At 69.6% G+C, this 15,742-nt stretch carries 3 protein-coding genes; all 3 read left to right on the top strand.

The window, feature by feature from the left end:
• The first annotated feature begins 1,035 nt into the window (after positions 1–1,035).
• The 3 genes from C1A38_RS06330 to C1A38_RS06340 all read left to right on the top strand — a co-directional run bounded on the left by C1A38_RS06330 (position 1,036) and on the right by C1A38_RS06340 (position 15,638).
• A complete protein-coding gene (locus tag C1A38_RS06330) occupies positions 1,036–6,960 on the top strand; it encodes a DEAD/DEAH box helicase (protein ID WP_286046654.1) in 5,925 nt (1,974 codons plus the stop codon).
• Positions 6,957–9,356 (top strand): hypothetical protein, encoded by a 2,400-nt coding sequence (locus C1A38_RS06335; RefSeq protein ID WP_102656887.1) that lies wholly within the window; start codon positions 6,957–6,959, stop codon positions 9,354–9,356. Before C1A38_RS06330 ends, C1A38_RS06335 begins: the two co-directional genes overlap by 4 nt.
• A 156-nt stretch (positions 9,357–9,512) precedes the next feature.
• Complete coding sequence (locus tag C1A38_RS06340; RefSeq protein WP_102656888.1) at positions 9,513–15,638, top strand: hypothetical protein; 6,126 nt, start codon at positions 9,513–9,515, stop codon at positions 15,636–15,638.
• Positions 15,639–15,742 lie beyond the last annotated feature (104 nt).

Genomic DNA, 15,742 nt, shown 5'->3' on the forward strand with positions numbered 1-15,742 from the left:
GCGATTGGAGTCCTCGTCACATCCGAAAGGTCAACTCCGTCTTGAGCTTGCAACTGGCATTTGTGCTGCCTGCTCAGAGGGACCTTGAACCGCGATTGAAGTACTGACTTCGAGAGGGGCGACTCCGTCTCAAAGCAATGCAAATTGCTGTCGGTAACCAGACCGAAGTCCCCGCTTGGTCATCCGTGGCTGTCGGGATGGCCGATTTGTCGAGCCGGGTTCGTGGTGTCCGGTCGTGAGCCAGGTCCCCCGATGACTGGGCCGGTCGTTCACGTCACGGATCGTCCCCGAAGTGCGTCTGCAGGTAGATGGAAGCCACGAGGCGATCCTTGTAGGACGTCGACGTGTCTCGAGTCGGCCGCCTGCGGATCCTCGGCGGTGCGTACGTCCCGTTCGTCTTCTTCCCGACACAACTTCGGTCCTGCGACCCCTCCCTGCGAGCCCTGCAGTCTCGTTACAGTACGCACTCATCGCGATCGGCGGCACATCAGTCGCTGCGGATGTCAGGGGGTGGTCTATCCGGTTTTCGGTGCAACTACTGGTTTCTGGGTAGTTGTCTGTCCGGTGTGGTCCAGCGGTGGCTGGCGCTGACGCGGTCGATGAGGGTGATGTCGAAGGCGTTGAGTGTGGCCCTCCATCGGTTGGTCCAACAGGCGTGTCGGAGTCCGGTCGGGTCCATACGGCACCGCCATATCTGAAAATATGTCCACAACGCAAAGGCGGTTACACGGCGGCCGCCTCGCGTTAACCCCACCTCACCAGCAACATCTCCAACGGCGGCTGCTCGTACTAAGTGCCCTGCAGGAGTTGATCGGCCACGATGGCGGTCGCATGCAGGGTTGATAAGACGATTCGGAGCGTGCGATAGACGAGCAGGTGTGCGCGCACGCCGGGGCGGTGTGCCGAACGGGCGGAAGGGACGGCACAACGGACGGAGCAGTTAGCCGCGAGCAGCAACTCGCGCGGCTCATCTCGGAAATCGGACCCTGTAACAGTGGCCAGGTACTCGAGGCCGCGCGGCAGCGCTGGCCGGCGATGACGCAGGCGCGACTTCAGAGGATCGCCGCTTCGGCACTGGGCGCGGGGCTCATCCACGACGACAACGGCATCCTCAGGGCAGCCGACGCGCCCGCAACGCTAATCCCTTCCGGGCATCGATCGGCGGTAACTGCGCAGGTTCCCAGGGCTGTCGTCGTCGACGTCGAAGCTGTCGTGCGTCCCACTGCGGATCACCCCGACGGGGACCGGCGCATCTACCAGATCGGTGCGGTGCGGTTGTCGTCGGAACGGCGCTGGGTCGAGGAGGCGCCACGCTTCACCGCCTGGGTGCGGCTGCCGGACGTTGACTGGGAAGAGCAGCTGCGGTCCGCGTCCGTCCGTGACCAGTACGCCGCACACGCGATCCCTGTCGAGCAGGCGCTGCACGATCTGCGGGACTACTTGGCGGACGCGGACGTCCTCGTGGCCTACAACGGCACCGGCGCCGACTTTCCGATGCTCGACGATGCGGCCACCCGCGCCGAGCAGCCACCGTTCGGCGCGCTGCGCCGAGCCGACGCGTTGTACCTCGCCCACGCGGTCTGGCCGACCGCCCGTTCCCATCGCCTGGCGAAGCTCGCCGACGAGGTAGGTGTCGGTCGGTCCGGGCTGAGCTGGCACGACGCCGCAGACGATGCCGACCTGACAGCCCGGCTGCTGCGGCACGCCGCGGACACCGTCTCAGGGTGGGACGGGCCGTTGCGGGATCTGCTGCTCGCCGCCGGTGCCGGGTCACCTGCTTGGGACCTGCTCACGTCGCTGCTATCCGCACCATCTGGTCGGCCGGCCGCGGACGACGGCTCGGTCGCCCAGGTGCTCGCGGACGTGCTCGGCAGCGGCGACCTGCGGGAACCAACCCGGCGTGGCCGAGCCGTCCCGGAGAACCTGACGGTGCCGGAGCGACTGTTCGACCGCATCGGTCACGTGGACCCGCACGCACTCGCCTTGGTGGCCGCGCACGGTTCGGTCGAACGCCGGCCGGCGCAGCAGCATATGGCCGAACTCCTGGCGCGCCAGGTCGACGCTGGCCGGGATGCGCTGTGTGAAGCGCCGACGGGAACCGGTAAGAGCCTCGCGGTTCTCGCCACCGCCCTCGACTGGCTCGCCAGCAACTCCCGCCGACGGGTGGTCCTGGCGACGTTCACCAAACAGCTGCAGACCCAGCTGGCCGCCGACATCACCTGGCTCGCCATGGTCGTGCCCGGCCTCGACGGCGTCGCCGACCTGGTGAAAGGTAAAGGCAACCGGCTGTCACTGCGGGCACTCGTCGCCGCGCTCACCGACGCGGTCGCCGCGGCCGCCGGAGCAAGCCACCGGGATCGCCGGAACCGGTTCGCCGCCCACCCGGGCTACCGGGAGCTGGTGGTGTACCTGGTCCAGCGGCTGGCCACCGCGACATCGGCGCAGCAGGCGTGGGTGGCACGAAGTGTCGACACCGCCGACATTCCGATCTTCCTCGCCGAGTACATCTCGACGACAGCCGGCCCGCTGATGGGGTTGTGGCTGGCCAGCGTGAGCCAGGAGTCTGACGACTACGGGCCCGGCTCCGCGTCGCCGCTTGCTCACATGACCGACACCGTCGGCGAAGCGCTGGCCAACCATCGCCTCGTCGTCGCCAACCATGCGCTGCTGCTGAGCAACCCAGACGCGTTCGCCGACGACACCCTGCTCGTCGTCGACGAGGCGCACTCCCTCGAACACGCCGCGACAGGAGCCGCGAGCGCCGAGGTGGACTATCGGGCGGTGGAGAACCTCGTCGCCGAGCTGCGTCGCTGGTTTGCCAGCCAGCGCGGGGCACCGGCAGCGCTGGGGGAGCAGATCGCCGACCTGGAGGCGATGCTCGACACCGAGGTGATGCCACGGGCCGCGCAGGCGGTGTTCGACGCCACCGGCGGAGAGCCGGGCATCCGCGCGGCGACTTTGGCGAGCCCGTTCGGTGGGCTCGGCGGCAGCGCCTCGGCGCGGCAGCTGCTCGCCCGGGTGGAACGCCTCGCCGTCGTCGCCGGGCTCGTCTACCGGCAACTGTCCGGTCACCTCGGATCGGAGCAGATGCACGCGGCGTCGTGGTGGGAACGGGAACGGGCGGCGTCACTGGCCAGCAGGGTGTGCAGTCTGGCCGAGGCAGCCGACCAGATCACCACCGATGCCCATGCCATCCTCGACCCTCCCCGCCCCGACGCAGGGAACGCTGCCGGGCAGCCGGGCACGCCAGCCGACCAACCTGCCGGCAGCGGTGGGGACGACGCTCCGGGCGTCGACGACGATGAGTCGGGGGAGACCGAAGCGCCGGTGGACCCGCTCGAGGAGCGCCTCGGCGAGGTCGGCGCTGACGACGCTAGGCCGGACCTCATGCCGGACGACTCCGGATCGGCGCCGGTGGTGTCGAACCGGATCGTGTTCGCCACCGAACTGGAGCTGGAAGGCCTGAGTGTCTCCGCCCGCCGGTACGCGTTCACTGTGACGTCCGCGCCGATCGAACTGGCCCACGACCCGCAGTGGAGGCTCGCCCGGTCGAGGTTCGACCGGATCTTCTACGTGTCGGCGACGCTGCAGGTATCCGGCCGATGGGACTACATCCGCAGTCGGCTCGGACTGGGATCCGACGTCGACGCCCACTACCTGCCCGGCCCGTTCGACCTCGCCTCCCAGGCGAGACTGGTGTGTCTGACCGACTTCCCCAGCTGGGCGGAGCAGGCCGACGGTGCGGTCCGCACCGTCGCCCACCACCTCACCGGCTACGCCCGAGAGGTAATCCGCCCGGAAACCGCCGGTGATGACGGCAGCGCGGCCACCGGTGTGTTCACCGGTGGTGCGCTGGTGCTGACCACGTCGACAGGGGCGGCGTCGGCGATCTCCGAACGGCTGCTCGCCGAACTGCCCGCGGTCGCGCCGGACGTCCCGGTTGCGGTCGCCCCGATCCTCGGCAACGCGCGGGCGGCGCGGGCGTTCACCGAAACCGGAGGGTTCTGCGTCGCGACCCGCGGGATGTGGCAGGGGGTCGACTTTCCCGCCGAGCGGCTGTCGCTGGTGTGGATCAACAAGCTGCCATTCGCGCCGTTCGCCGACCCGGTCGTCGCCGCCCGCCGCGCCGCGGTCGCCCGCCGGGCCGCTGACACCGGCCATCCGGATCCGGACCGGGTCGCGACCGAGTCGTACTACCTGCCCTTAGCGGCGATGGATCTGCGGCAGGCCGTCGGCCGGCTGATCCGGTCAGCCCACCACCGCGGTGTCGTGATCATCAGCGACCGCAAACTCGCCGGCCAGACCGCGCTACGGCGAAGCTACCGGCGGGTGTTCCTCGAGTCGCTTGACCCCGGGCTGCTGGTCGCCGATCCCGACACGGGGGAGGCCGCCGGTGGGAACCTGACGACGATGGCTGACGGCTGGGAGCGGATCTGGCGATTCCTCGCCGACTGCGGAAAGATCACTGCCGCGCGGGCCGACGAGCTGTGCACCGCTGACGCGCTCGCTGAACACACCCTGCTGCCGGCCACCCGCAAGATTCTCGCCGCCCGCATCGACGACGACACCGAAACCACTGCCCGTGCCGAAGGTAAACTCGGTGACCTGCTCGTCGAACGCTGCTCCCAGATCGCCGGGTACCTGCGGTTCTCCGACGTCCCACTGCAGCTGCGCGACCAGCAGGAGCAGGTGATCCGCGCGGTCGCCGACAAGGCTGACGTGCTCGCGCTGCTGCCGACCGGTTTCGGCAAGTCCTACACGTTCCAGCTGCCCGCGCTTGCGTTGACCGGCGTCACCGTCGTCGTGTCACCGCTCGTGGCGTTGATGGCCGACCAGGCCCTTGAACTCAACGCCAGCGTGGGCGGCGCCGTCCGTGCCCTCGTCGGGCCGATGGCCGAGTCCAACAGCCGCCGCGGCAAGACCGAGGTCGCTGAACAGCTCACCGGTGTCCACGACCACGGCATCAAGTTGGTCTACATTTCCCCGGAACGACTGGGCAACCGGCGGTTCCAGCAGCTGCTGCGCACCGGGGCGACCAACGGGCAGCTGCGGCGGGTCGCCGTCGACGAGGCTCACACGTTCGTGCAATGGGGCGACGACTTCCGCCCCAGCTTCCGCCGCGCCGCCGGTCTGCTGACTGAGCTGCGCGACCGGCACGGCGTCCGGGTCACCGCGGTCACCGCCACCGCCAACCGTGGGGTGCGCGCCGGGCTGCGCAGCGGCCTGTTCGGTCTGCCCGAGACCCCGTCCGCCGGTGAACCTCTTGTCACCGTCACCGCAGACCCGCTACGGCCGGAACTTGCGATCTACCGGCGGACGTTCCGGGCCGCCGGTCCGAACGTCGTCGCTGGGCTCGCCGAAGCGGTCACCTCCGCCTGCGACGACCATGCGATCTTCTACTGCCTGACCGTCCGGGAGGTCGACACGCTGTACGCGCACCTGCGCGAGTTCGTGGGAGAGGGCGAAACCCGGCGGGTGCGCCGCTTCCACGGCCGGCTGTCGGAGGCGGAGAAAGCGGCGGTCCTCACCGAGTTCCGCGACGCGCCCAAGAACGGGGAGGAGGGGTACGTTCCGCTGCTGATAGTGGCGACCAGCGCATTCGGTCTCGGGGTCAACCGTGGCGACATCCGCTGCGTGTTCGTGGTCTCCCCACCCACCGACCTCGCCGGGCTGTACCAGCAACTCGGCCGCGCCGGCCGTGACCAGGCCGGCTGTGACCCCGCGGAGATCACCGCACCGTCGTACGGGCTCGCCCTAGGCACCGGCCGTGGTTTCCGGACCGTCGCCTGGATGATCTCGCAAGGTCTGGCGAACCCGACCTTGCAGCGCATCGGCAACGCAGTCGTGGCCGCCGCCCGGGGCAGCGGAGTGCTCAACCCCGACCACGTCGCCGACATCGTCATCGGCGAGGAGGTCGACGCCGGGTGGATGTCGCTCGACGACGCCCGCAAACCGGCGACGATGACGATGTACCGCACCGCGGTGATCCGGGCGCTCGCCGCCCTCGACGCGGCCGGAACGGTCGACGACTGCGGCGACTTCCCGGCGACGGTCACGCTGACCCCGCTCGACGATCCGATCCGCTGCGACGACACCCTCGCCGACGCGGCTGCGGTCGTGCAGCAGCTCGCCGCGACCCGGCCGGGACGTCACCAGCTCACCGACGTCCACCAACAGCTCACCGCAACCGTGACCGGCTACGACGGCCTCGCCGACGACGTCGCCGGCACTTGGGCGCTGCTGGCGACCCTGCACGACCTCGGCGTCGTCGACGTCTCCCAGGCCGGCAACACCCAGACCCTGGTCTCGGTGCGGATGCTCGACCGGACCGGCCGGCTGCCCGCTGACTTCGCCACCCGGATGAACGCCCACCGGGCCCGGTTGAACACCGAGCTCACCGCGCTGCGGGGCTGGTACGCCGAGCAGGCCCAGTGCGCCAACGTCGGCTTCGCCGAGTACTTCGGTCAGCCTGGGCAGTCGGTACCCGACGGCACCTGCAGCACCGCCGCGTGCCGCTGCTCCACCTGCTGGTCGTCGAGCGCCGACACCACACCGACACCGGTGCTGCTGAACGCGTTGAACACCCCGCGGCCGCGGCCGGCCGCCGACCGTGACGGCGCGCCATACCAGGCGGCGGTCGACCGTTACCTGCGGGCGCTGCTGTGGGACAACTTCCACGGCCTGACCGCCGGGATGCTGCACCGGGTCCTGCGCGGCGACGAAGCCTACCGCGACAGCCGCTCCGGTCGGCTGCGACCGCTGTGGCCGCAGCTGCTTTACCACCGGCTGCGCGGCGTCGACCCCGGCATGAAGCTCACCCACGTCACCGACGCGCTCGCCCGGCTTGAAGCCGCCGGCGAGGCGGCCCTGACAGACGGCGTCCGGGTCTGGCGGCTTCGCCGGCACGTCGACCGTGACAACGCCCGCGCCGCGGCGCGGCAGGCAGGAGCCGCCCGATGACGATGACCGCGACACCGACATGGCGACCGTTCCACGACGAACCGCTGTTCACCGACGACCTGCTACGCGACGTCGACGACATCCCCGACGCGGTACGCGCGGCCATCATCGCCTACCTCGAGCAGGTCGCCCACGTTCGCCGGGCGCCGCTGCACACCACCACCGCGTTCAACGCGCTTCACTTCGGCTTCGACCTGCAGGCCCGCGGTTACCAGGCCGCCGTCCTCGACCCCGAACTGTTTGTGCGGCTGACCACCGATGCCGCGACGCTGCCGGCGCTGCCCGTCGGCACGTTCGTGCGCATCGAACGGGGTCAGCAGTCGCTGTGGGCAGAGGTCGTCGCCCGCTTCGGCGCCGCCGACGGCGTCCACCCGGATGGGTGGGTCCCTGCACGCCTGTCTGGAGCACCGGCGGTCCTCGACGACACCGGCTGCCGGTCGGAACGCGTGATCGTCGACCCGGAAGCGTTCGGCGCTCCACTCACACCCCGGGAACGCGCCGAACTTCACCGGCTGCGCCAGCGTGGTGTGCTCCTCGACGAGCGTGGACACCTGACAGGACAGGTCTGCTACCCCGGTCCTCGGCTGGCCGGCCTCGACGACATCGCCCTGTACGCCCACCATCTGCTCACCGCCGGCAGACCACTACTGGTAGGTGGACCGCTCGGCGGTCTGCTGATCGACCCGCACGACGACGACACCCTCGCCGTAGCGTTGCAGACGGCGCTGCACACGATCGACAAACTGCTGGACGCCGCACCGCACCTGCGTCGATGGGGCGGCTACGCCGCCCCGGTCGACCGGTACCACCACCGGCGGGAAGACCCCGGCCTGCTGGGCGGGGAAGACCTCGACGACCTAGTCCACACCATCGCACGGTCGGGGACCGGACCACGGTTCACCGGTGTATGGCCGTGGCTGGCTGGCAGAGTCGACGAGGTCTTCGCCACCGACCCGGAAGACGTCGACGTCGACCCCTTCGAGCTCACCGCGGCCGCCGAAGCGGTCGTGCACGCCAACCTCGCCGTCGCCGACCACGCCACGGCAGCCGTCGACGGTTTGCAGCCGAACGGAGTCCACCTGCGCGTCGACGACCTGTGGCAGGTGGGCGGCGTGTGGCTGGCGCAACCGTCCCCGGTCCCAACGGACCTGAGCGACGTCGACCCGCTACGACCCCTCGGGCTCGGCTACCACCAGTCACAGCCGCCGTCCCAGAGCACCGATGACGGTACCGGCGCAACCGATCCGGCCGAAATCCAGCAGCCGACTGACGACACCGAAGGGATCACCGGCACCTGCACGGATCAGCGGGAAACCGGTCCGGACCCCGACATGATCGACCCGGAACCGGACGACACCGAGACAGAAGGACCCGCCGGAGACGAGGTCGTTGTCGAACACCTCGACGACAACATCGCCGTGTACACCGTGGCGCTGCGACCAATCCACCTCGACAACGACACCCTGCCGGTACCTGACCGGATCGCCGCCATGCTCGCCGACGGCGCCCTCGTCATCGAACTGCACCACGACGGCGACGACCTCTCCGACGACGAGAGGATCCATACGGTCGAACACGGCGACGGGGCGCTGACCGGTGTCGCCTGGCCGCTGTCGTTCTACCCGGGGATCAAGGTCATGGTCTCGCTCGCCCGCAGCGCCCGCAGACTGGCCGCTACGACGACGTTGCTCGAACGGCCGCTGCCCTACGGTGACGAGTTCCGCTGGGACGCCGACCATCGACTGCTTGCCACCGCCCTCGGAATCGACCTCGACCCCGACCCGGCACCCGAGGAGACTGACGGCACCAAGCCGGACGCAGACGACGAACCGGCACCGCCGACGGTGCCGGCGAAATACCAGGGGATCGACCCGCTGCGGCGGCTGATCCTCGCCGCGTTTCGCCGTCACGGCACTGAGGGCACGTTCGGCTCCCGCAGGCTGACCGGCAAACAATTGCTCGGCGTCATGTTCGGCGCAGACTTCGACAACCCGCCGCTGATGTGGCAGGTGATCTACACCTGTGAACGTCTTGTGGACGCCGGCAAGCTCACCCGTGAACCGAACCCGGGACGTCCCGGCAAGCCGGGAAGCGGTGGACCGGACACGTTCGTGTGGTGGCCCAGCCAGTCGGCCCGCCAGCACGCCGACTACGCCGCGGCGCAACAGCGGCACGCGGCGCTGCGGGAGCGCACCCGCGAGCATTGGGTGCCGCCCAACTGCCGGGCGCTTCCGAGCGGGTACCGCGCCAGCGACCAGGCGAAGGAGAACTATGCCCGGCACGTCCGGAGAGTATGGGGCCAGCACGCCGACACGAGACTGCCCGACGGGTTCACCTTCGTCAAAGGACACCGCAGGGGAAGTGATCCGGGTCCATTGTGGCTACCGCTGACATGACACCGACGACGTTCCCTCGCCGACGTCGTCGATGTCATGCCGCTTGTTCTACTGACGTCTCGCCCGTCCACCGGCCGCCAGCACACAGCCCTCCGCGGATAGGAGTCACACCCCCAGATGAGTGGTCGCCTGCGTCACCGTCACCGTCACACACCGGTGCTGATCTGCACCTCGGAAGGGTTTGCCGAGCTGGCCGCCGAGGCCACCGACGACGAAGAGCGGCAGGGATACACCGCGAAGGCCGAACTCGCCGCCCAGCTCGAGCTTCTCAACGACGCGCTGGAGGCGGCATTCAAGGTCTTGACCCCGGAGGAGTTCGCCGACCTCGTCTGGCGCATCCCCAACCCGGAGCGCACCGACTTCCTGAGCCACCTGCGTGTGCCATCGGCGAGGAAACCCGTCCCGATCGCGGCCGCCAACGGGTTGGCCAAGCTACGTACCTGGACCACCGCAGACCGCAGACGGGCGGCACGCACCATCACCCGGCCGGTCCTGCGGCGGCTGATGGAACCACTCGACGCGTGGCTGACCGACCGGGATGACGACGCGTTGCGCAAGGCGCTGGTCGACGACGCCAGCCAGGCCAACGCCGTCCGGCTGATGGTTCTCGTGTTCTGGTACGACCTGCCACAGGTCGTCGCCGCACTGCGGCTTGCGCTCACCAGCGGACTGGCCCTGCCGACCTGGCCTGCGGAGGTGGTCAACGACATCGCCGCCGCCTGCGCCCGCCTGGAAGTGCTGGGAGCCGACGCGATCAGCGACCCCGGTTCGGACACAGAAACAGAAGACGGGGCAGACATGCCAGACAGCAGCGAAACCACCGTAGGGTTAGCCGCCAGCCAACACGGTCCCACTGAAACCGGCGCTCACCGGCCAGACGTCACCACCGCGGTGACGGACGCCGACGTCGAAGGGAGCCCGGCGGCAGACACGACCGTCGCGGAACTCGCCGTCCGGTTGCGTACTACCGTCGACACCGCCCACGATGCCACCCAGCAGATGTTCGACGCTCTCGCCGCGTCAAAGCTACCCGATCAGCACCTGCTCGATCGGGTAGCCGAGCTGGGCACGGTCGTCACGCATGCCCGGGCCGTCCTCGCCGGCCTCGGCGTGGACCCCGACTTCGGTGACGACTGCGCCGAACTCGCCGCCGCGCTCGACCGTGCCTCAGCCGTACAGGACAAAGACCGCACAGCACGCGAACAGTTGACCCGGCTGACGCACCTGTCCGGACCCGACACGAGCGCCGACATGCTGGCCGGCGCCCGACAGCTCGCCCAGCAACTCCTCGACACCGACTGCTGGGATGACGACCAGCGCAACCACGTCACCGCGCTCATCACCCTGCTGCAGATCATCGACGCCGCCGAAGCCGACGACATCGCGCAGGCGACACACCTGTACTCCACCGCGCAGCAGCACCTGCCCACGGAGCTCGGCCCGGTGCTGGTCGTCGCACTCATGGGAAAGCTGACCGCCAGGACCGACGACACCACCGGCGCACACAACGCCGCCGCCCACCAAGACGATCCCGCCGAGAGCGTGGACGCGCCGGCGTCAGAGGCCCGGACTACCTTCGCCGTAGCGGTAGCGACCGCCCCGCCGAACGGTGCGCCCGCCGTCTCCGACGGCGTCGCTGTCAACGAATCGCCGGCCGCCCCGGACGGCACCGCCGGCAGCGTCGCGCCGGTCACGGCCAACGGCTGCGGTCATGACGACCCCGTGAGCACACGAGACAACGGCACTGGTGCGGCCACAAGGGCGGAGGCGATCGAGCCCCGCGCCGCCGCCGACGCGGCGGCGCAGGACGGGCCCGGTGACCAGCCCAGCGACGGAGCCGACCTGATCAGTCTGCAGCCAAAGGCGCCGTCTGAGCAGCATCGGCCAGCTGGCGCACCGCGGAAACCCGACGACGCCGCGGACGACAGCCTCATGGCGTCGCTGCTACGCAGACGGCGCTACTGTCTGGCGTTCCACGCCGCGACCGCCCGGGGGAACGTCACCCGCGCCCAGGCGCTGCGCATGCTCACGCTGTCCGAAGCGGTCCGCAGCGAAAGCGGCGCCACTTCGGCCATGCTGCGCGCCGACCTCGACACGCTCCACGTACACCACTTCGACGGCGACCGCGCCTCCCAGCTGGCGCTGCTCGCCGCCGCCGTCCGCGGGGCGCTGGTGACCGCCGACCCGAACGCCGGCACGATCCTGGAGGGCCTGGTCGGCTCTCTGCACGAACTGCCACACCTGGCCCGGGTCGCCGGCGCGATCGGCACCGCCTCCGCCCGCGGCCTGCTGTCCAGCAGCGCGATCCTCGCCGCGCTCGCTCCGATCGCAGGAGCCGACCAGAGCATCGCCACCGCCGTCGAGGCCGCCGCACAGGCACGCGACCGGCTGCGGACCGTGCGGTTCGCCCGCGCGCAGCAGATCGCCGACCGCTGGTGGTCTGCCGACGGGCTCATCGGCCAGGTGCTCGACATCGCCGCCCACGACCGTCGCGTCGACATCGACGTCGCCGTCGAACGGCTGCGCAAGTTCGCCCGCCGGGAGGCAATCGTCGAGGAACTGATGCGTGAAGACGCCCAGATCCGGGCAAAGAACTCCCGGCCGCTGGAAGGTGCGGCCCGTCGGCGCCTCACCGACCACGCGCGTGAATGCCTCGACGCCGTCGGCGCCTGGGTCGACGCGGTCCGGGCGAACCCGGACGCGGCCCGAGACAGCCTTCAGGTGCCCCCGCAACTGGCGGAGCTGCGCAACGAGGTCCGCGCCGGATGGGTCGACGCCGACATCGAACTGCGCGACACGGCGGGCAGCGACGATGTTCTCCTCGCCGCCGCAGCGGCTGCTTGCCGGGAAAGCGTTGCCCGCAGTGTCGAGCTGCTCGACGGAACCAGTCTCAGCGGGACCGAACCGGACCCGAACATCGTCCTCAACCGGGAGCTGCTGCGCAGCCCGGCCCTGCCGGTCGACGCGAAACTGAACCCCGCCAGGCCGGTGACGATCACCGACATCGAGTCAGCGGTGGCGACGTCGTGGGCGGCCGCGTTCGACGCCCGGCTTGCCATCGAGGACTACGGCGCGGCGCGGATCATCATCGACGCGGTCGCAGACGCAGACCCACTGCGGGTCGAGGAGATGGTGGACCGCCTCGAGGGCAGCATCGCCCGGTCGCAGAACGAGGTGCGGGCGTTGCGGGCGGATGTCGCCACGCAGGTGGAGAAAGCCGCCCGGCTGGGACAGCTCAGCCACGCTGACAACTCCCGGGTCATCGCCGAGCTGGAGGCAGCCAACCCCAAGCGCACCGACCTGGGAGCGGTCCGACGCCAGCTCGAAGACATCGCAGGCCGTCTGCCCGAGTACGCCAGCAAGGCTCAGGAGGCGATGCGAAGCCGTGTCACGATCGAGCTCAATGAGGCCGCCAGCCGGGCGGCCAACAACACCGGTCCGAAGGTCTCCGACAACGCCGCGGAGCTCATCAACGCCCGCATCGACACCGGAGACCTCGCCACCGCCGAGGAGTACCTGCTCAACATCCTCGCTGGAGAGGATCCGCCCAGCACCATCCGCTCGACCGACCTGGAGAAGTTCCTCGCTGTCCTCGGCGCCGCCACCGACGGTGTCCCCCCGGCGCTGATCCGGGCTGCCCGGGACGGGGACACCCACAACGGCCTCGACTTCAGCCGGCTCAACGATTTTGAACGGACCAACGCCGTCGAGGGTCTCGAGCAGTGGCACCGGATGACCACGGAACGGCAGTCGTTGCGCCACCAGCGGACGAAGTCGGTGCTCGGGTATGCGCTTCGGCTGGCTGGTGTCGAGTTCACCAACGAAAGGACCCCATACAAGCTCGGAAACGCCCCGACCCGGAAATGGGTCGAGCTCACCGGCGTCAAGCTGACGGGTGGGGCACGGGTTCCGGCGTTCGGGTCTCGCGCCGGTGACCTGCTGAAGGTGATGCTGTGCTGGGGCGTGCAGGACGCCGCCACGCTGCTGACCTGGGTGGAGCAGGATCAGAGCAGCGACCCGATCCTCGTCTTGCTGTTCGGCAGCATGTCCGCCGACCACCGCAAAGTCCTGGCCAAGGAGTGCGCGGCCCGCGCCGACCGGCCGGTCATGGTCGTCGACGACGCTGCGATCGCGTTCCTCGCCGCCCGCGGAGGCGGGCTGTTCGCCACGACCGAACGGATCCTGCTGCCGTACGCGGCGACCAACCCGTACCACCCGAGCGGACACGACGCGCTGCCCAGGGAGATGTTCTTCGGCCGCGTTGACGAACGCAAGAGCATCCTCGACCCGTACGGCGCGAACCTGCTCTACGGCGGCCGGCAGCTGGGCAAGTCGGCGCTGCTGCAGGCCGCGGCCCGCCAGTTCGAGCTCTACCAGGACCGGGTCGCGGTGTATCTGCCGCTGTCAGGCGGGTTCGGCGCCACGGTCAAGATCGACGACCTGTGGAACATGATCGCCGAACGGCTCGCCCAGCGGGGTATCACCTCGCCGCGCAAACGGGCCCGCGACGCCGCCCAGTACGTCGAGACGACGATTACCGCGTGGCTTGGCAGCAACAACCAGCGCAGGCTGCTGCTGCTTCTCGACGAATGCGACGGGTTCTTCGACGCGGACGCCCGGACAGGGTTCGAGCACACCACCCGCCTGCGTAACCTGATGATGACCACGAACCGCAACTTCAAGCCAGTGTTCGCCGGCCTGCACCAGGTCCAGCGGTTCGCGCACCTACCCAACCAGCCGCTCGCCAGCGCGCACTTCGGCGACCCGATCGCCATCGGCCCGCTGACACCCGCCGCGGCGCACGATCTGATGTTCACCCCGATGGACACCCTCGGGATCTCCTTCGACTCCGACGAGCTCATCCACCGGGTCCTCGCCTACTGCAACTACCAGCCGAAGCTGCTGCAGATGGTCGGCGAGGAGCTCGTGCGGGAAGCGTTGAGCCGACGGGGCCTGGAAGGGCCGCGGTACCGCATCCGCGACGAGGACCTGGAACGCGTGATCGGCTCCAACGCCGTCCGGCAGAAGATCCGTGAGACGGTGCACCTGACTCTCAACCTCGACTCGCGGTACAAGCTGATCGCGCTCGTCGTCGCCCTCTCCGCGCTGGAGAAAGGCGCCGACCACGCCATCCCCACGAACATGCTGCGGGACGAGTGCCTGGCGTGGTGGCCGGAAGGGTTCGCCGACCAGGGAGCCGACGAGTTCCGGTCGCTGCTGTCGGAGATGAGCGGCCTCGGGGTCCTTTCGGAAACTGGCGGCCGGTGGCGGCTGCGGTCCAGCAACGTGCTGCGTCTTCTCGGCACCGCGGAGACCATCGAGGAAGAGCTGTGCGCGCTGGAATGGCGTAACGTTGTCACAATCCTGTCGGCCGAGCAGGCCCGCCGCACGCTGACCGACGGCCGCATCTCGCCGGTGACCGAGAAGCAGCTGGCCACCTTGACCGAACGGAGCAACCACCTGTGGGTGGTCGTCGGCACCCAGGCGACTGGGATCGACCGGGTAGCGGCACGGCTGACCGAGGAAGCGGACATGATCGGGGCGCGATTCACCCTGCATGTGACCAGGGGACCCTCGGGCTACCGGCGGGAACTGCGCGGCGGGGCGCCCGGTGACCGGCACCGGGTCGTGCTCAGCGACCTGTCGACAACCAGGCTCGACAACGCGCTCAACGGGCTGCTCCAGGTCGACACCCTGCTGCCGGCCGCCGGGGTGACCCGCTCCCTGGTCGCGGTCGTCGACGCCAGTGTCAGTGAACTGTTCACCAAGGACGACGCTCCGTCGCTGGGGGAGGTCACCGACCGGGTGATCGTGCTGCGCCGGCTGTCGCCGGGCGGGCTGCGGTCGTGGGTCGTCGACAACGAGATCTCGTGTTTCGGTGACGCGGCCAGCCAGAAGATGCTGCTGGAGGCCACCGGCGGATGGACGGTGCTACTCGACGACGCCGCACGGCTCGCGACCACCGAACGCACCGCCCGACGCGTGTGCGATGCGATCACCGCAGCAAGGCTCAACAGCGCCGAAGTCGCCAGTGTGTTCGTTGACCAGGTCGGGCTGGCGAACAACCCGACGCTGGCGGCCGCCTTCGACTCGCTGCTCGACTACAACGCTCCGATGAGCAGCGAAGACCTGGCCACCTGGCTTGAGGTAACCGAATGTGGCGGCGCCCGGTCGGTGGAGGCGTTGCGGTACTTCGACGTGCTCGTCGAGCGACCCGACGACGGGCTGTGGGAACCGGAGCCGGTGTTCGCGGCGGCGTGGAGGAAAGCGCGACAGCAGTGACAGGCTGGTCCGGCGGCGGGTTCGTGACTGCCGCCGGACCGGCTTGGTGAACCATTGGCCCGAAGCATTGGGTTTCGTCGTGGGGCGGCGGTTCTCGCCAGTCG

Source organism: Verrucosispora sp. ts21 (assembly GCF_002879555.1).
Lineage (GTDB): Bacteria > Actinomycetota > Actinomycetes > Mycobacteriales > Micromonosporaceae > Micromonospora > Micromonospora gifhornensis.

Coding starts and splice junctions, on each gene's coding strand:
- C1A38_RS06330 (WP_286046654.1), top strand. CDS start 1,036: ATGACGCAGGCGCGACTTCAGAGGATCGCCGCTTCGGCACTGGGCGCG.
- C1A38_RS06335 (WP_102656887.1), top strand. CDS start 6,957: ATGACGATGACCGCGACACCGACATGGCGACCGTTCCACGACGAACCG.